Here is a 16,843-nt window from a genome sequence, read left to right on the forward strand (position 1 = left end):
TTACTTCTTCATCTGCTCCTTGAGGGCAGCGAGCTTGGCGAAAGGCGAATCCGGATCGATCGGCTTCTCCTTGCGCGGCGGCTTGGCCTCGAAGCGCAGCGGCTGCGAGCCGCGGTTGTTGTTGCGATCGTTGCGATCATTACGCTCGCCGCGATCCTTGCGGTCGCCACGGTCCTGCCGGTCGCCGCGCGGCTGGTCGCCCCGTGACTGGTTGTTGCGATCGCCCCTTGCCTGCTGCGGCCTGCCGCCGTCGCGACCGTCGCCGTCCTTGGCGCGGTTGTGGCGATTGTTGTCGCGGCCGTCACCGCCGCGATTGCCGTCGCCGCCGCCCGGGCGGCGATTGCGGTCGCCGCGTTCCTGGTTCTGGCCGCGCTCTTGGCCGTGACCGCCACGGCGTTCGCCATGGCCGCCGCGCGCCTGGCGCTGGTTGTCGTTGCGGCCGCCGAGACGCCACAGAAGAACAGGCTTCGGTTCGACCGGCTCGCCGGCTTCCTCAGCAGCGGATGCCTCCGCCGGAGCGGCCGTCTCAGCTGCTTCGGTGGACGCCTGGGTCTCGCTGGCCTCCGCGACCGGCGCATCGGCAGCCGCCGCCGCGTCGGTTGCGGGCGCTTCGGCAGCGGTTTCCTCCGCCGATCCGTCGGCGTCGTCGTGATCCGCCTTTTCGGCCGTCTCGTCCGCCGGCGTTTCCGCGGAGGCGGCCGGTGCGGAAGCCGCATCCTGCGTCGCAAGATGGGCAGACGCTTCTTCCGCCTTCACGGCATCGGCGCGATAACCGAGACCCTTGAGGATTTCCTCCATATCCTCGAGCGTCGCGCCGAGGATCGACAGCATCGCCGTCGTTGTCGTGAAGCGGCGGCCGTCATAGGCGCCCTCCGGACGGTTGCTCTGGCCGGGCTTCCATTGCAGCAGCGGACGGATGATGTCCGCCAGCCGTTCGAGAATATCGATGCGCACGGCGCGCTTGCCGAGGAAACGGAAGCCAGCGAGCTTGTAGAACATCCGCTCGAAGCTCGGATCGGTGACGACGGACGTGCGCCCGGCCGCAAGCACCGGAATGAGATCGCCGTAGCCCGGCTTGTCCAGGCCATCGTTCTTCAGCGCCCAGAGCAGCGTGATGAGCTCGGCCGGGGCCGGCTTCAAAAGCGCCGGAACGAAGATGTGGTAGGCGCCGAACCGCACGCCATAGCGGCGCATCGAGGCGCGGGCCTCCTGATCCAGCGACTTCACCTCTTCCGTCACATCGCGGCGGAAGAGCACGCCGAGATTCTCGACGAGCTGGAAAGCAAGCCCCTTGGCGAGACCCTGGAGGTCCTCGGCGCGCGACAAATCGTCGAGCGGCTTCAGCACCGTGCTTATATGATGATTGACGAAGCGCTCGATCCGGGCGGCGACGTGATCGCGGGCATTGCCCGTCAGCTGCTCGTCGGCGAGCAGAATCACCCGCGGGCGCATGACGTGATCGCTGCCCGAAAGCCGCGCCACCGGATCGCCGAGCCAGCGGATCAGCCCATCCGAGCCGATCGCCAGATCGCTATTGCCTGCGGCATGCAAGCGGGCCGCACGGGCTTCGAATTCGAGCGCGAGCGCCTTCTGCGACGCAGCCTGAACCGCCTTGGCATCCGGTCCGTCCGTTCCCGCCACCGGCGTGAAACGGAATCCGCTCAACTGCCCTACATGATGTCCTTCAACGAAGACATCGCCATTCACACTGATTTCAGCTTCCAGCATCGCATTCTCTCTCAGGCGCTTCATGAGCACAGATGTCCTGCGATCAACAAAGCGTTTCGTCAACCTTTCATGTAACGCATCGGACAATCGATCTTCGATTTCCCGCGTCTTTTCCTGCCAATGTGTCGGATCGGCCAGCCAGCCGGGCCGATTCGAAACGTAGGTCCAGGTCCTTATCTGCGCGATTCGCGCCGAAAGCGTGTCAATTTCCCCATCAGTCCGATCGGAGCGATGCACCTGCTCCGCGAGAAACTGCTCGTTCACCGTGCCATAGCGCACGAGATCGGAAAAGAGGGTCGAAATAAGATCGGCATGTTGTGCCGGAGTGATACGCCGGTAGTCGGGCAGCGCGCAAGCCTCCCAGAGTTTTTCGACGCGCGCCGGCCTGTCGGCGAGGTCGATCACTTCAGGATAGCGCGAAAGCTGCTCGAGCGCCTGCTGATCGACCGCGGGCAGCGCCCGCGTCAGCCCCGGCACGCGCGGCCCGACCTCGAGGCTCGCCCGCAGCGACTGGATCGAGGAGAAGTCCATCTCGGTCGTGCGCCACTGCAAGACCTTGACGTTGTCGAATTCATGCCCCTCGATGCGCTGCACCAGCTCCTCGTCGAAGGGCGAGACCTGTCCGGTGACGCCGAAGGTGCCGTCCCGCACATGCCGGCCGGCGCGCCCGGCGATCTGGCCGAGTTCGGCCGGATTGAGATTGCGGAACTGGTAGCCGTCGAATTTCCGGTCCTGGGCGAAGGCGACGTGATCGACATCGAGGTTGAGGCCCATGCCGATCGCATCGGTCGCCACCAGATATTCGACGTCGCCCGCCTGGTAGAGCGCCACCTGCGCATTGCGGGTGCGCGGGCTGAGCGCCCCCAGCACGACAGCCGCGCCGCCGCGCTGGCGGCGGATGAGCTCGGCGATGGCGTAGACCTCGTCGGCGGAAAAGGCGACGATGGCCGAGCGCTGCGGTAGCCGGGTGATCTTCTTCTGCCCGGCATAGAACAGATGCGAAAGCCGTGGCCGCTCGACGATCGTAATGCCGGGCAGGATCTGTTGTAGGATCGGCCGCATCGTCGCCGCGCCGAGCAGCAGCGTTTCATCACGGCCGCGAAGATGCAGGATGCGATCGGTGAAGATATGGCCGCGCTCGAGATCGCCGGCGAGCTGCACCTCGTCGATCGCGACGAAGGCGGCTTTGGTCTCCCGCGGCATCGCCTCGACCGTGCAGACCGAAAAACGCGCATTGGGCGGCGAAATTTTTTCTTCGCCGGTGACCAGCGCCACGTTCTGCACGCCGACCTTCTCCACCACCCGCGTATAGACCTCGCGCGCCAGCAGCCGGAGCGGCAGACCGATCACGCCGGTTCCGTGCGCAACCATGCGCTCGATGGCATAATGGGTCTTGCCGGTATTGGTCGGTCCGAGCACGGCGGTCACACCGCGCCCGCTCAGAATCATCGGCTGCGAAGTCAGAGTCATCGGTCCATGCAAAACGAGGCGGGCAGCCCCAGGAAAATCTTGCTCCCCGGATGGAAGCACAGAACACATGGACAGCCGCCGCCGCAAACGCAAGGGAAGATTTCAAAATGCCGATGGGAATTACGACCTTTGCGAGTCATCCGGAACGTTCGAAGTCATGATTCGGAACACCCTGAGAACGAATCAGCGACGAATCGCTGACTCTCGCTGATTCAGCTTTTGTTCACGACTAAGTATTGATTTTGAATCACTTTTTCCCACTAGATGCTGAATCGCGAGACTCGCGCTCATCGGCATTTTCGCCACCGCGATCGACGATTTCCGGGCAAACGCCGGCAATCGGAAATTGCGCCCGAAATTAACGTCTCGACCAAAGCCGGAACGAATCGGAGACGAATCGCCGACCGCACCGTTTTCGCCTTTCGTTCACGGCCATATCTGGTGGCCGGGTCCGGCTGGAGCGCTAGATGCGGATCGTGGGAAAATCGTCTCGCCCCGCATCTGCGCACCGGCATTAATCTTTTCAGGGCCGGATTCAGAAGGCGTTAGGCCGAACCGGCCGATATCGACGTACTGATCAAAAACGGAACGAATCGCTGACGAATCGGCGACATCGGGACTTTCTTCCTTTGTTCACCGCAACATATTGTATTTAAACGTCTTTTTAACCATATGAATGGGTTTTCGAGATAACGGGAGCTGGAACCCGCCACATTTACTGGCTTAACCGGGAACAAAAATCGCCAATACGTGTTTTCAATCCATCCAAATTGCGGATGAAATGAAGGAAACACACCATGCTTGGCACGATACTTCTTATTATCCTCATTCTGCTCCTGATCGGAGCCTTGCCGAATTGGGGTTACAGCCGTGGCTGGGGCTATGGACCTTCTGGCGGTTTGGGGCTAGTTCTCGTGATTATCATTATCCTTGTACTAATGGGCCGCATCTAAGGCCCACCTAACCTGGGGAGTTACGACATGATGAAGAAGATCGTTCTTATTGGCGCACTCGTCGGCGCTTTGGCATCCTGCACGGCGACCGAGCAAGGCACGGCGATCGGCGCCGGCACCGGCGCGGTCATCGGTGGCGCCGTCACCAACAGCTGGGGTGGTGCCGCAGTCGGCGCCGTTGCCGGCGGTCTGACCGGCGCCCTCATCGGCCAGTCGGTCGAACGCCGCGGCTACTGCATCTATCGCGACCGCTACGGCCGCCGCTACGAGGCCCGTTGCCGCTACTGATCGGCAAAAGCATATCGGACTCCCAACGGGCGCTTCTGCGCCCGTTTTTCTTTGCCGGTCGCCCCGTCAACATGACGTTGACGATCGGTCGCAAAAGTCAAACCTACCCCTGGTCACGAAGCGGGCACATATTCCTTCATAAGCACAAGGGTAGGCAGAAGGCCGCCCGGGGCAGCCGAACTGCCCACGCCTTTGAAAGGAATGCTTCCATGGCCCAGATTTTTCTGAATTCCGCCGTCGCCGTTCTCATCGCATCGGCTTTCCTGACAACCGCGATCTCGGCTCTTCGCGGCGAAGATCGCTCGTTGCGGAAAGTGCCGGTCAAAGTGCGCGCGCAGCGTCATCAGACGGGCCGCCGCTCTTAGAACAGGATGATTTTAGGCGGTTGGCCTAAAATCTGAATTCTGTTCTCAATTAAAGAGTTAGAGCATGATGTCGTCCGAAAACCTCTCACACTTTTCGGCATCATGCTCTAGGTTTTGTGAAAACAGCGATCCGAGGCCACAGCATCGCCGACACTGGCATCTGCTCGGCAGATCGGCTTGAGCACGGCAGCGTCCCAAGCCGGCAATATGCAAAAGAAAACTAACGTCATCCTCGGCCTAATTGTAAAGCCGAGGACCTGTTGTATATCGAACCTAGCCGAAGCTCGGCACAGGCCGAGCATGACAAGAGAGGCTTTCTAAGCCCATCTTGCGTTAGACGAAGAACTGCCCGCCATTGGCCGTCAGCGTCGAGCCGGTGATGAAGCCGGCATCGTCGGAAGCGAGGAAGGTGACGCAGCGCGCGATTTCCTCAGGCTCGCCGAGACGGCCGACGGGAATCTGCGGGATGATGCGCTCGTTCAGCACCTTCTCCGGCACGGCAAGCACCATCTCGGTCCCGATGTAACCCGGGCAAATGGCGTTGACGGTGATGTTCTTCGCCGCCCCTTCTTGGGCGAGCGCCTTGGTGAAGCCGAGATCGCCAGCCTTGGCGGCGGAATAATTCGCCTGACCCATCTGGCCCTTCTGGCCGTTGATCGACGAGATGTTGATGATGCGGCCGAAACTGCGGTCGCGCATGCCGGTCCACACCTGATGCGTCATGTTGAACAGGCCGGTGAGGTTGGTGTTGATCACCTCATGCCACTGCTGCGGCGTCATCTTGTGGAACATTGCATCACGGGTGATGCCGGCATTGTTAACGAGGATTTCGACCGGGCCGATCTCGCTTTCGACCTTGGCGATGCCCTCGCCGCAGGCGGCGTAATCCGAAACATCCCATTTGAAGACCGGCACGCCGGTGGCCTCGTGGAAGGCTCTGGCTTTCTCGTCGTTGCCGGCATAGTTGGCGGCAACCCTGTATCCGGCGTTTTTCAACGCCACGGATATTGCCGCACCGATGCCGCGTGTACCCCCGGTGACCACTGCCACTCTGCTCATGTTCCGCTCCCTATCCTTGTTCTATGCCCGCCTCCCGGAGGGCTTTTCAATCAATGACGGATCGTATGCTATTTAAAGTGCTTCGAAGCACATGGCGACACCCATGCCGCCACCGATGCAAAGCGTGGCAAGGCCCTTCTTCGCGCCGCGGCGCTTCATTTCGAACAGCAGCGTGTTGAGAACGCGTGCGCCGGAAGCGCCGATCGGATGGCCGATCGCGATCGCTCCGCCGTTGACGTTGACGATCGAGGGATCCCAGCCGAGATCCTTGGTGACGGCGCAGGCCTGCGCCGCGAAGGCCTCGTTGGCCTCGACGAGATCGAGGTCGCCGACCGACCAGCCGGCCTTTTCGAGCGCCTTGCGCGAAGCCGGGATCGGGCCGGTCCCCATGATCGAAGGATCGACGCCGGCCGTCGCCCAGGAGACGATGCGGGCGAGCGGCTGGATGCCGCGGCGCACCGCTTCGGCTTCGCTCATCAGCACTGCGGCGGCGGCACCGTCATTGAGACCGGAGGCATTGGCGGCTGTCACCGTGCCTTCCTTGTCGAAGGCTGGACGCAGCTTGCCCATCGCCTCCAGCGTGGCGCCGTGGCGGATATATTCGTCGGCATCGACCGTCACATCGCCCTTTCGCGTCTGGATGATGTAGGGAATGATTTCGCCCTTGAAGCGGCCGGCCTTCTGCGCCGCCTCCGCCTTGTTCTGCGAGGCGACGGCGAACTGATCCTGCTCGTCGCGCGACAGCTGCCACTGGCGCGCGATATTCTCGGCGGTGATGCCCATGTGATAGCCGTGGAAAGCGTCGGTCAGGCCGTCCTTGATCATCGTGTCGACCATCTTCGCGTCGCCCATCTTGACGCCGCCGCGCAGGTGCATGGCATGCGGCGCCATCGACATGGATTCTTGGCCGCCGGCAACGATGATCTTGGCGTCGCCGGTGGCGATCTGCTGCATGCCGAGCGCGACGGCGCGCAGGCCCGAGCCGCAGAGCTGATTGACGCCCCAGGCCGTCGCTTCCTTCGGAATGCCGGCCTTCATCGCGGCTTGACGGGCGGGGTTCTGGCCCTCGCCGGCGGCAAGCACCTGACCGAGGATGACCTCATCGACTTCGCCGGCATCGACGCCGGCGCGCTCGAGCGCACCCTTGATCGCGGCCGCGCCGAGTTCGTGTGCAGGGACCGTTGCGAAAGCGCCGTTGAACGAACCGACGGCGGTCCGGCCTGCGCTGGCGATGACGATGGATGAATTGCTCATGGGGAGGCTCCTCGCTTTTTTCGTCCCACTTACATAAGTGGAAACTGGCAAAGCTTTGAGCGCAAGTCAAACGCGAACACCGGCCGCCGGCATTTTTCGGCGGCACGCCCGCCGAAGCCGATTCATCTGGTCTGTTAAAGGTTTGCCGCAACGCACAAAGAGATTGTCACCGGCCTTCTTTTACGTTTACAGTCTGAGGTGGAGGAACATCCATAAATCAGACGGGGGTTCAGGAGACTGATATGGCGAAGAATGAGGGTCAGATTGTCATCAAGAAATACGCCAATCGCCGCCTGTATAACACAGGCACCAGCACTTATGTGACGCTGGAAGATCTGGCAGAAATGGTGAAGAAGGGCGAAGATTTTATCGTCCAGGATGCAAAAAGCGGAGATGATATCACCCATTCGGTGCTGACCCAGATCATCTTCGAGCAGGAATCGAAGACCGGCAACACACTGCTCCCGATTTCCTTCCTGCGCCAGCTCATCACCTATTACGGCGATCAGATGCAGATGGTCGTGCCGAGCTTCCTCGAACATTCGATGCGCGCCTTTACCGAACAGCAGGCCCAGATGCGCGAACAGGTGAACCGTGCCTTCGGCGAAACGCCGCTCGGCAAGAACCTGCAATTGCCGATGCAGATGGTCGAGGATCAGGTACGCCGCAACACCGAGCTGTTTCAGCAGGCGATGCAGATGTTCTCGCCCTTCATGACGCCGCCGGCCAAGGAAAGCCGCAAGGCCGAAGCCAAGGATATCGATGAACTGAAGGAACAGCTCCGCGCCCTTCAGAACAAGCTCGACAACCTATAATCCGATAGAAACATCCCGCCCGGCGCTTCGGATCGAAACGGCAAACCCGCCGATCACATCGATCAAAGCGATCGTCATCAAAATGAAGAATACCTGTGTTGCAGCATCCTGGACGAGCAGAAACTCGACCAGGAAGGCAATGAACACAAGCATCGACAAGATGTGGTTGAGCAGGTTGCCGGGGCCGGTTCTGGTTGCCTTCAGGATTTCGAAGAACAGCACCACAAGCGCTATGACGATGAAGAGATCGCCGAGCGCCATGCTCCAGATCGCGCCCGATAGCATCGACAATACGATAATGTCATGCTGCAGCGCTGCAATACCGCCGTCGCCCATCAGGCCGAGCATCGCCAGATTGTAGAGAATAAACGGGATAATCATCAGCGGCATTGCGGCAATCATCGGCAATCTCCTTGGCGGCCGGAAGAATACTGCCGCAAACCGTCGGCTCACCGCAAGTGACCGCAAAGATTATATCGCCGGAACGCAAAAGGCCGGCGTGACGCCGGCCTTGAAACTTTACGATCGGACGAGCCGGATCGGAAAATTATGCGCTTTCCTTCGGCGTCAGAACCTGGCGGCCGCGATACATACCGGTCTTCAGGTCGATATGGTGCGGGCGGCGCAGTTCGCCGGAGTTCTTGTCTTCGACGTAGGTCGGAGCCTTCAGTGCATCTGCCGAACGGCGCATGCCGCGCTTGGACGGGCTCGTTTTTCTCTTCGGTACAGCCATTTTTCTTACTCCACTTGCGGGCAAAACATTCCCACGGCCAGACTGGCGGCCGAAACGGACATGTCGCGATTTCGGAAATTTTGCGCGCTTATACATGCAAGGGGCGGCCTTGACCAGTCCCCATGCGCATTTTTTGCGAAGCCGATGATTCCAGCCTCAGACCTCGACTTCCGCGACGATCCAGGGCTCGGCGCGGGCCGCCTCTTCCCATTTCCGCCAGGCCGGATGCGCCTTCATCGTCTTCATATAGGCCAGCGTATCATCCCGGCTGACGAGATCATAGACATCGAAGCGGTTGACCACAGGCGCGAACATCGCATCCACGCCGCTGAACGTGCCGAAGAGAAACGGCCCGCCGGATTTCTGCAGAAGGTCGCGCCAGATCGTCTCGATACGGCCGATATCGGCTTCGACGCCTTCCGGCAGCGCGATCTTGCCCTGCGGCCTGCGGATATTCATCGGGCAAGCGTTGCGCAGAGCCCGGAAGCTCGAGAGCATCTCCATCGAAACCGAACGGGCGAGCGCCCGGTCGGCGCGATCTGCGGGCAGGAGGCCGGCATCCGGATGAAGCTCGGCGGCATATTCGATGATCGCCAACGATTCCCAGATCTTCAATTCGCCATGCTGCAGAAGCGGTACGCGGCCGGTCGGCGAGATGGCTTTGATATCGGGATTGCCGCCGGGATAGTCGAAGGGGATCAGGATTTCATCGAAATCGACGCCGGCGCCCGTCAGCGCCATCCATGGCCGGAACGACCAGGACGAATAGTTCTTGTTACCGATGTAAAGCGTCGGTCTGTTCATGGGCTTCTCCCGTTCAGGTGTCGATATCGAAGATCAGCAGTTCATGGAAATGGTTCATGTCCTCAAACACGCAGAATGCCGGCGGCGTCAGCTCCAGGACGGGTGTCTTGTGGCGGATATCCTCGGCCACCGCGTCGAGCATCTCCTGCCAGCGCGGCAGGGCGTCGTCCTCCAGCCATTCGATCGGATAGGCGAAGGTGATGTGGAATTTGTAATCCAGATGGTTCGGCTGGCGATAGCCGAGAAGATCGGCAAAGGCGTCGCGCCAGGCGCGCATGATCTTGCGGTCATTCTCCGTCGCCCCGTCGACCAGCAGGCCCGACGGGCGGGCTCCGACGACGGCGGCCTTGAAAGGCTCGGCCATCGAAAAACCTTCGAGCCGGGCCGCCAGCAGCGCGGTCATGTCGTCAATCGGTGCATCGAGAGGAAGATCGTGCGGCCAGCACTCCTGCCGGCGCCTGGTCTCGATGATGCCTTCGAAAAGCGTCATATGAAGGCTTGAGACCGGCGTGAAGAGGAACTGCGACGCCTCGGGCATCGCCAGATATTTCTCGCGCGCCTCGATCAGCACCGCCTGCGTCCGCGACGCCTTCTCGGCATGACAGACGATGGTATTGCCGGCTTCCGGCAGGAAGCCGCCGGCCTTGCGATAACGGCTGCCGAGATGGGCGGGCGGATTTGGATTGTGCCTCTTCGAATAAAGAAGAAGCTCTGGCGAAAAGGTCATGGCGATCATGGGCGACTCGGGGGTTCTGGTTGGACTGTATTCGCCCATATGGCAGAACCAAGAATGTCAGATGACGCTTGCCGCTTCTAACGACAAGTTCTGATCTCACTCATAGATACACTTGATGTAATCGCCTGAGCCCTGCGCACGCCTTTCGATGACGCCGGCCAGCCGGCGAAGGCCGCGTCCCGGTTTGCCGGCATTGCGGTCGATCGGGTTCGGCAGCGAAACGGCGAGCAGCGATGCCTGGCGCCGCGTCAGCTTCGAGGCCGGCACTTTGAAATGATGCTGGGCCGCCGCCTCGATGCCGTAAATGCCCGGACCCCATTCGGCAATGTTGAGATAGATTTCCATCAGCCGCCGTTTCGACAGGACGAAATCCGTGGTGACGGCGAGCGGAAGCTCCATCGCCTTGCGCACGAAGGAGCGGCTGTTCCAGAGGAAGAGGTTTTTTGCCGTCTGCATCGGAATCGTGCTGCCGCCGCGCGTCGCCTGACCTTTGAGCGTATCCTCGACCAGCATGCGCATCTCGGCCCAGTCGACGCCGCCATGGAAACAGTATTGTCCGTCTTCCGACATCATGACCGACTGCACCAGAACCGGGGCAACCTCGTCCAGCGAGACCCATCTGCGGTCATAGCCGCGCAGCAGCACGAGATCGCGCAGCATCAGGGTCGAGACGGGATGAATGAAGGGCAGCAGGTAGAGGAAGATCAGGACGTAGGGAAGGACCAGCACGGCCACCAAGGCAAGAACGATGCGCTTGAGCACAGGCCGATCCTCGAACCATCGCCGACGGGCCGGCATGTCGGCGATATCCTCTGTCTCCGGCGCTATATCCAATGTCCCCAGTCCACTTCGCTCCCTGTCGTTCTCATAACGCCTGTGAGGCGCTTATGCCAGAGCACATGGGAAATCTTGCTGCAGTCATCGACAATTCCGTTGCAAGCCCCGGTGCCCCATGCCAAACAGCGCCCATGGACGCGAACCGGCACACTTTCGAGACGAGGCTCAGCAAAAACGCCCGCGAGACCGAGGCGCTGCTCGAAGCATTGCTGTCACCGAGCCCCCTTTCCGATGAAATCGCCAGGCCCGATACGCTGCGCAGCGCCATGCATTATGCCGTGCTGAACGGCGGCAAACGGCTGCGCCCCTTCCTTGTGACCGAAAGTGCCGCCCTCCTCGGCGGCGATGCGCAGGCCGCTCTTCGCATCGGCGCAGCACTCGAATGCGTTCACTGCTATTCCCTCGTGCATGACGACCTGCCGGCGATGGACGATGACGACCTGCGCCGCGGCAAGCCGACGGTGCATATCAAGTTCGACGAAGCCACTGCGATCCTTGCCGGCGACAGCCTGCTGACCTACGCCTTCGACATCATCGCAGCGCCGGAAACGGCTCTTCCCGATACGAGCAAGGCGGCGCTGGTGCTGGCGCTTGCCCGCGCCGCCGGTCTTGGCGGCATGGCCGGCGGCCAGGCGCTCGATCTGGCGGCGGAAAAACAGGCGCCTGACGAAGCGGGCATCATCCGACTGCAGGCGATGAAGACAGGCGCGCTGATCCGCTTCGCCTGCGAGGCCGGCGCCATCATCGCCGGAAGCCCGCCGGAAGATCGCCGCCGCCTGCGTGCCTTCGGCGAAAAGATCGGCCTGGCCTTCCAGCTCGCCGACGACATTCTCGACCTGACCTCGGATACCGCGACCATGGGCAAGGCGACCGGCAAGGATGCGGCCCGCGGCAAGGGAACGCTGGTCGCGCTCCACGGCATGGATTGGGCCGAGACCGAACTCCGCCAGCATGTCCGCGATGCCGAGGATCTGCTCGCCCCCTACGGCGCCCGCGCCTCGATCCTCACCGCCGCGGCGCATTTCGTCGCCGACCGGAAAAGCTGATCAAAGATCAGGCCGCCAATATTTCCTTGAGAGCCGAAACCAGCCGAGCACATTCTTCATCCGTGCCGATGCTGATGCGCAGGAATTCCGAAATGCGCGGCTTGGCGAAATGCCGGACGAGGACGCCGCGCTCCCGCAGCGCGGCGTTGAGTGCCGCGCCGGACCGGCTTTCGTGTCTTGCGAAAACGAAATTCGCGTGAGACGGCAGAACCTCGAAATCCAGCGCTTCGAGCTCCCGGACGAGGCTTTCCCGGCTGGCGATGATTTTCCGCCGGCATGTATCGAACCAGGCTTCGTCCTTGATCGCCGCCGTGGCGGCGGCCTGCGCCAGCCGATCGAGCGGATAGGAATTGAAGCTGTCCTTGACGCGCACCAGCGCCTCGATCAGATCCTGCTGCCCCAGCGCGAAGCCGACGCGCAGACCCGCGAAGGAGCGGGATTTCGACAGGGTCTGGACCACGAGCAGGTTGGGATATTTGGAAATCAGCGGCACGGCGCTTTCGCCGCCGAAATCGACATAGGCCTCGTCTATCACGACGACCGCATCCGGATGGGCGGCAAGAAGCGCCTCTATCCCAGTCAGCGGCAGGCCGGTACCGGTCGGCGCATTCGGATTGGGGAGGATGATCGCGCCGCACGGCCTGTCGTAGTCCGACAGCCGGATCCGGAACTGATCATCGACCGGCACTTCGATTGCTTCGATCTCGTATAGCAGGCTATAGGTCGGATAGAAGCTGTAGCTCACATCAGGATAAAGGAGCGGCAGCTCATGTTTCAGCAGCGCCTGAAACGTGAGAGCGAGAACCTCGTCCGAGCCGTTGCCGACGAAGACTTCATCAGCCGACAGCCCGAAACGCGCCGCGATCGCTTCGCGCAATCCGGTGGCCGCGGGATCGGGGTAGAGGCGCAGGCGCTCGTCCGCCGCTTGCTGGATCGCTTCCAGCGCCTTCGGCGAAGGCCCGTAGGGATTCTCGTTGGTATTGAGCTTCACGAGGCCCGGGATGCGGGGCTGCTCCCCCGCGACATAGGGCCGAAGCGTGCTGACGATGGGCGACCAGTACCGGCTCATCTAACCCCGCCGGTCTTCATTCCGCCGCAGTCCGCTGGCCGAAGCGCTTCTCGATATAATCGACGACAAGTGCTTCGAAATCAGCGGCGATGTTCGGCCCGCGCAGCGTCAGGGCCTTCTTGCCGTCGATGAAAACCGGTGCTGCGGGCGTCTCGCCGGTGCCGGGAAGCGAAATGCCGATATCGGCGTGCTTGCTTTCACCCGGTCCGTTGACGATGCAGCCCATGACGGCGACGTTCAGCGCCTCGACGCCGGGATATTTCTCGCGCCAGACCGGCATGTTCTTGCGGATATCGTTCTGAATGTTCTGGGCGAGTTCCTGGAATACCGTCGAGGTCGTGCGCCCGCAGCCGGGACAGGCGGCGACGACGGGCACGAACTGGCGGAAGCCCATGACCTGCAGGATTTCCTGCGCCACCTGGACTTCACGCGTGCGGTCGCCGTCCGGCTCGGGGGTCAGGGAGACGCGGATCGTATCGCCGATGCCGTGCTGCAGCACGAAGCCCATCGCCGCCGACGAGGCGACGACGCCCTTGGTGCCCATGCCGGCTTCCGTCAGGCCGAGATGCAGCGCGTGATTGGAACGCTCGGCGAGCATGGAATTGACGGCGATCAGATCCTGCACCTGGCTGACCTTGGCCGACAGGATGATGCGGTTGCGCGGCAGGCCGATCTCCTCGGCAAGGGCTGCCGAAAGCAGCGCCGACTGCACGATCGCCTCGCGCGTCACCTGCCGGGCCGAAAGCGGCGAGCCGGCTTCGGCGTTCTGGTCCATCAGCGCCGTCAAAAGATCCTGATCGAGCGAACCCCAGTTGACGCCGATGCGCACCGGCTTGTCGTAGCGGATCGCCATCTCGATGATCTCGGCGAACTGCTTGTCCTTCTTGTCCTTGAAGCCGACATTGCCGGGATTGATGCGGTATTTCGCCAGCGCTTCGGCGCAGGCGGGATGATCGGCAAGCAGTTTGTGGCCGATATAATGGAAGTCGCCGATCAGCGGCACATCCATGCCGAGCCGCAGCAGCCGCTCGCGGATCTTCGGCACGGCGGCCGCACTCTCGTCGCGATCGACGGTGATGCGCACCAGCTCCGAGCCCGCCCGGTGGAGCGCCGCAACCTGCGCGACGGTCGAATCGATATCGGCCGTATCCGTATTCGTCATGGATTGCACGACGATCGGCGCACCGCCGCCAACGATGACGCCGCCGACATCGACGGCGACGGAAGCGCGGCGCGGTTTCGGATCAAAATCGGCGGCTGACAACATGGAAAGCTCTTGCACCCCTAAGCATGTCGCGCAAAAGTGCGCAGCGGTTTTGCGATGACGACATGCGTAAAACAAAGATCTAAAGCGCGGCAAGCGAATCTGAAAAGATTGCGCCGCGCTTTAGAAATGGTGCCTTTCAGGTGGATCATGACCGCTTTCTTGTCAACCGCTTCCCATATCACTTTTGTTTGGAGGCGGCTCAGTGGCCGCCTCCGGAGACCCCGTCGGCATAGTGAGCGAGCTTGGAGAACAAGAGTACAAAGAGCAGCAGCACCGGCAGCGCCATGAAGACGACAGCAAAGCCGATATGCTCGGCGACGAAGCCGATGACGGACGGCGCAACCAGCATGCCGGAATAACCCATGGTCGTGACGACGGAGATGCCGATGCCGGGTTTGAGGCCGGGAATATTGCCTGCCGCCGAGAAAGCGATCGGCACCATATTGGAAATGCCGATGCCGCAAAGCGCAAAGCCTAGAATGGCAATCTCCGCGTCCGGCGCAAGGCCAGCAAGCAACATGCCCGCGATGGCAAACAGCGTGCAGATGCGCAAGGTCTTGACGCCGCCCAAACGGTCGCGCACCAGGTCGCCGGCAAAGCGCATGATCGCCATGGTCGCCGAAAAGGCTGCAAAACCGAGACCGGAAAGCGCGACCGAAGCATCCATTTCCTGGCGGAGATAGAGCGCGCCCCAATCCAGAACCGCGCCTTCCGGCACCATGGAAAAGAGGGCCATCAGGCCGAGCAGCCATGGCAGCGGCACCATCGGCAGCTTGGTCTTTTCCTTCTTGGCGTCGGGATGCGGCGGATCGGCAAGGATCATCGGCCAGGCGATGGCAAGAAAGATCGCCGCCAGCACCGTTGCCAGGTACGCATGGCCGAGAATGCCGAGCTTGGCGATGACGATGCCGCCGAGGCCCGAGCCGATCAGGCCGCCAAGGCTCCAGAAAGCGTGGCAGGACGACATGATGGCGCGGCGCATGGATTTTTCGACCGACACCGCATTGGCATTCATCGCCACATCCATCGCGCCGATGAAGCCGCCGAACAGGAAGAGCGCGATCGCGCCGGTGATTACGTTCGGCGCCAGTGTCAACGCCAGGAGCAGCGGCAGGACGCAGGCGGAAAATACGCGAACAACGACGCGCGAGCCGTGTCTGGCGATCTGCGCACCGGCGATCGGCATCATGACCAGGGAGCCGACGCCGAAGATCAGGATCATCAGCCCGAGCTCGAACTTGGTCAGCCCGAGACGGTCGGCGAAGTCAGGGATCTTGGGCGCCCAGCAGCCGACGACGAAGCCGTTCATGAGAAACAGCAGGGAAACCGCGGCCCTGCTTCTGGTAATGAAGCCGCTCCTGGCTCCCCGCGATGCACTCACATGACTGTCCATTTCTCGGTCTTTCCTCTTTGCCGGGCTGTATGCGCCCGGTTTCCCTAAACTCTATGACAGCGGTCTCAGTTCGTTTGCTCGGCGATGACGGTCCTGCATCCACGCTCGCGGTAGCCCGCAAGAATGGCAGGATCCGCATCGTGCTCGACGACGAGGCATTCGCAATGTGCGACCGGCAGGATGCTATGTGGCGCAGCCGTGCCGAATTTCTCCGAGGTCACCGCCGCCAGCACTTTTCTGCTTCTGGATGCCGCAAACCGCTTGAACTCCGCATCCTCGAAGCCAAAAGCGGTGATGCCGGCCTCCAGATCGACACCGCAGGCGCCGAGGATGCAGAGATCGGGTGAAAGCTGCTCCATATCGCGCAACGCCTTGGCGCCGAGCGCGCCGCCCGTTTGCCGGTCCACCATGCCGCCGATCAGGATGACGTTGACGGCAGGCTTGTCGATCAGCGCTGCGGCGATCACCGGCGCATTCGTCGCGGCCGTCAGTTCCAGTTCGCCCGGCAATGCATTGGCGATCGCCAGATTGGTGCTGCCGGCATCGAAGAACACGCACGAACCGGCGGCGATCTGCTGTGCCGCGGCGCGGGCCAGCGCCTGTTTGCGGTCGGCGGCAAATCCCATGCGCTGCGTCAGGTTTCCATGCGCCGGCGATACCGGCAATGCGCCGCCATAGACCCGTTCGCAGAGCCCTGCCGCCGCCATCTCGCGCAGATCGCGCCGCACCGTGTCTTCGGAGACGCCGAATTCAAGCGCCAGTTCCGCCGCCAGCACGCGGCCATTCAGCCGCAGCCTCTCGGAAATCACACCTTGGCGCTCTCGCAACAGAAAATCCTGCATGTTTCTACCGGGTCAATAGGTGAAATAATGAAACCGTGCATAAACACTTACGATCGTGCAGGCAATATGCACAGTTACACGTTTTCTGACGCTATGAAACAAAGCTCGCCACCGGCGCGACTATGGCTATTGACCAGGGACAGGGCCGGGAATACCGATAAGGTATTCCCCGATTCCCGCCGGC

The 16,843-nt window shown here is 61.7% G+C and carries 17 protein-coding genes; 5 read left to right on the plus strand and 12 right to left on the minus strand.

Annotated features, from left to right (window positions below; all coding sequences use genetic code 11):
* The gene (locus CO670_RS08605; protein WP_097589852.1) at positions 1-3,198 is read right to left on the minus strand and encodes a helicase-related protein; all 3,198 of its coding nucleotides are present in this window, start codon (positions 3,196-3,198) and stop codon (positions 1-3) included.
* 797 nt (positions 3,199-3,995) lie between these two features.
* On the opposite strand from CO670_RS08605, the gene CO670_RS08610 reads away from it, so the two are divergent.
* The 3 genes from CO670_RS08610 (at position 3,996) to CO670_RS32905 (ending at position 4,804) form a co-directional block, all read left to right on the plus strand.
* Complete coding sequence (locus CO670_RS08610) at positions 3,996-4,151, plus strand: DUF3309 family protein (protein ID WP_017962528.1); 156 nt, start codon at positions 3,996-3,998, stop codon at positions 4,149-4,151.
* A gap of 27 nt (positions 4,152-4,178) precedes the next feature.
* Positions 4,179-4,439 (plus strand): glycine zipper domain-containing protein, encoded by a 261-nt coding sequence (locus tag CO670_RS08615; RefSeq protein WP_009991900.1) that lies wholly within the window; start codon positions 4,179-4,181, stop codon positions 4,437-4,439.
* A gap of 209 nt (positions 4,440-4,648) precedes the next feature.
* Positions 4,649-4,804 carry a hypothetical protein gene (locus tag CO670_RS32905; RefSeq protein ID WP_176538897.1) on the plus strand — a complete coding sequence of 52 codons (156 nt, stop codon included), beginning with the start codon at positions 4,649-4,651 and terminating at the stop codon, positions 4,802-4,804.
* 333 nt (positions 4,805-5,137) lie between these two features.
* Here the strand turns inward: CO670_RS32905 and CO670_RS08620 are convergent, their stop codons facing one another.
* Together CO670_RS08620 and CO670_RS08625 are read right to left on the minus strand one after the other, a co-directional pair.
* Positions 5,138-5,863 (minus strand): beta-ketoacyl-ACP reductase, encoded by a 726-nt coding sequence (locus tag CO670_RS08620; RefSeq protein WP_097589853.1) that lies wholly within the window; start codon positions 5,861-5,863, stop codon positions 5,138-5,140.
* A gap of 72 nt (positions 5,864-5,935) precedes the next feature.
* Entirely contained in the window at positions 5,936-7,117 is a 1,182-nt protein-coding gene (locus CO670_RS08625; protein ID WP_097589854.1) for an acetyl-CoA C-acetyltransferase, read from the minus strand.
* Between the two features lie 242 nt (positions 7,118-7,359).
* On the opposite strand from CO670_RS08625, the gene phaR reads away from it, so the two are divergent.
* Positions 7,360-7,932, plus strand: coding sequence for a polyhydroxyalkanoate synthesis repressor PhaR (gene phaR, locus CO670_RS08630; RefSeq protein WP_088677459.1), 573 nt, complete (start codon positions 7,360-7,362; stop codon positions 7,930-7,932).
* On the opposite strand, the gene CO670_RS08635 is transcribed toward phaR, so the two are convergent.
* The 5 genes from CO670_RS08635 to mtgA all read right to left on the minus strand — a co-directional run bounded on the left by CO670_RS08635 (position 7,927) and on the right by mtgA (position 11,039).
* Positions 7,927-8,334, minus strand: a complete 408-nt coding sequence (locus CO670_RS08635) for a hypothetical protein (RefSeq protein WP_088677458.1) — start codon at positions 8,332-8,334, stop codon at positions 7,927-7,929. The two genes, phaR and CO670_RS08635, sit on opposite strands and share 6 nt — an antisense overlap.
* Positions 8,335-8,479: 145 nt before the next feature.
* Positions 8,480-8,665, minus strand: a complete 186-nt coding sequence (rpmF, locus tag CO670_RS08640; RefSeq protein ID WP_003543812.1) for a 50S ribosomal protein L32 — start codon at positions 8,663-8,665, stop codon at positions 8,480-8,482.
* Between the two features lie 156 nt (positions 8,666-8,821).
* On the minus strand, positions 8,822-9,469 hold the full coding sequence (locus CO670_RS08645) for a glutathione S-transferase family protein (RefSeq protein ID WP_097589855.1): 648 nt from the start codon (positions 9,467-9,469) through the stop codon (positions 8,822-8,824).
* A gap of 13 nt (positions 9,470-9,482) precedes the next feature.
* A complete protein-coding gene (locus tag CO670_RS08650) occupies positions 9,483-10,205 on the minus strand; it encodes a DUF1868 domain-containing protein (protein WP_097589856.1) in 723 nt (240 codons plus the stop codon).
* A gap of 96 nt (positions 10,206-10,301) precedes the next feature.
* Positions 10,302-11,039 (minus strand): monofunctional biosynthetic peptidoglycan transglycosylase, encoded by a 738-nt coding sequence (gene mtgA / locus CO670_RS08655; protein ID WP_176538898.1) that lies wholly within the window; start codon positions 11,037-11,039, stop codon positions 10,302-10,304.
* Between the two features lie 134 nt (positions 11,040-11,173).
* Here mtgA and CO670_RS08660 point away from each other — a divergent pair, with 134 nt between their 5' ends.
* On the plus strand, positions 11,174-12,088 hold the full coding sequence (locus CO670_RS08660) for a polyprenyl synthetase family protein (RefSeq protein WP_097589857.1): 915 nt from the start codon (positions 11,174-11,176) through the stop codon (positions 12,086-12,088).
* A 7-nt stretch (positions 12,089-12,095) separates the two neighbouring features.
* On the opposite strand, the gene hisC is transcribed toward CO670_RS08660, so the two are convergent.
* The 4 genes from hisC to CO670_RS08680 all read right to left on the minus strand — a co-directional run bounded on the left by hisC (position 12,096) and on the right by CO670_RS08680 (position 16,659).
* Positions 12,096-13,157 (minus strand): histidinol-phosphate transaminase, encoded by a 1,062-nt coding sequence (gene hisC / locus CO670_RS08665; protein WP_097589858.1) that lies wholly within the window; start codon positions 13,155-13,157, stop codon positions 12,096-12,098.
* Positions 13,158-13,173: 16 nt separating this feature from the next.
* Complete coding sequence (gene ispG, locus CO670_RS08670) at positions 13,174-14,424, minus strand: flavodoxin-dependent (E)-4-hydroxy-3-methylbut-2-enyl-diphosphate synthase (RefSeq protein WP_097589859.1); 1,251 nt, start codon at positions 14,422-14,424, stop codon at positions 13,174-13,176.
* 199 nt (positions 14,425-14,623) lie between these two features.
* Positions 14,624-15,817: an MFS transporter gene (locus tag CO670_RS08675; RefSeq protein WP_097589860.1), complete on the minus strand. Its 1,194-nt coding sequence runs from the start codon at positions 15,815-15,817 to the stop codon at positions 14,624-14,626.
* A 65-nt stretch (positions 15,818-15,882) separates the two neighbouring features.
* A complete protein-coding gene (locus CO670_RS08680) occupies positions 15,883-16,659 on the minus strand; it encodes a DeoR/GlpR family DNA-binding transcription regulator (RefSeq protein WP_097589861.1) in 777 nt (258 codons plus the stop codon).
* Positions 16,660-16,843: the final 184 nt, after the last annotated feature.

The organism is Rhizobium sp. J15 (assembly GCF_002531825.1).
Taxonomy (GTDB): domain Bacteria; phylum Pseudomonadota; class Alphaproteobacteria; order Rhizobiales; family Rhizobiaceae; genus Rhizobium.

Excerpts from the sequence above, each read along its gene's own strand:
- CO670_RS08605 (WP_097589852.1), bottom strand. The coding sequence starts at position 3,198 with ATGACTCTGACTTCGCAGCCGATGATTCTGAGCGGGCGCGGTGTGACC.
- CO670_RS08610 (WP_017962528.1), top strand. The coding sequence starts at position 3,996 with ATGCTTGGCACGATACTTCTTATTATCCTCATTCTGCTCCTGATCGGA.
- CO670_RS08615 (WP_009991900.1), top strand. The coding sequence starts at position 4,179 with ATGATGAAGAAGATCGTTCTTATTGGCGCACTCGTCGGCGCTTTGGCA.
- CO670_RS32905 (WP_176538897.1), top strand. The coding sequence starts at position 4,649 with ATGGCCCAGATTTTTCTGAATTCCGCCGTCGCCGTTCTCATCGCATCG.
- CO670_RS08620 (WP_097589853.1), bottom strand. The coding sequence starts at position 5,863 with ATGAGCAGAGTGGCAGTGGTCACCGGGGGTACACGCGGCATCGGTGCG.
- CO670_RS08625 (WP_097589854.1), bottom strand. The coding sequence starts at position 7,117 with ATGAGCAATTCATCCATCGTCATCGCCAGCGCAGGCCGGACCGCCGTC.
- phaR (WP_088677459.1), top strand. The coding sequence starts at position 7,360 with ATGGCGAAGAATGAGGGTCAGATTGTCATCAAGAAATACGCCAATCGC.
- CO670_RS08635 (WP_088677458.1), bottom strand. The coding sequence starts at position 8,334 with ATGATTGCCGCAATGCCGCTGATGATTATCCCGTTTATTCTCTACAAT.
- rpmF (WP_003543812.1), bottom strand. The coding sequence starts at position 8,665 with ATGGCTGTACCGAAGAGAAAAACGAGCCCGTCCAAGCGCGGCATGCGC.
- CO670_RS08645 (WP_097589855.1), bottom strand. The coding sequence starts at position 9,469 with ATGAACAGACCGACGCTTTACATCGGTAACAAGAACTATTCGTCCTGG.
- CO670_RS08650 (WP_097589856.1), bottom strand. The coding sequence starts at position 10,205 with ATGATCGCCATGACCTTTTCGCCAGAGCTTCTTCTTTATTCGAAGAGG.
- CO670_RS08660 (WP_097589857.1), top strand. The coding sequence starts at position 11,174 with ATGGACGCGAACCGGCACACTTTCGAGACGAGGCTCAGCAAAAACGCC.
- hisC (WP_097589858.1), bottom strand. The coding sequence starts at position 13,157 with ATGAGCCGGTACTGGTCGCCCATCGTCAGCACGCTTCGGCCCTATGTC.
- ispG (WP_097589859.1), bottom strand. The coding sequence starts at position 14,424 with ATGTTGTCAGCCGCCGATTTTGATCCGAAACCGCGCCGCGCTTCCGTC.
- CO670_RS08675 (WP_097589860.1), bottom strand. The coding sequence starts at position 15,817 with ATGGACAGTCATGTGAGTGCATCGCGGGGAGCCAGGAGCGGCTTCATT.
- CO670_RS08680 (WP_097589861.1), bottom strand. The coding sequence starts at position 16,659 with ATGCAGGATTTTCTGTTGCGAGAGCGCCAAGGTGTGATTTCCGAGAGG.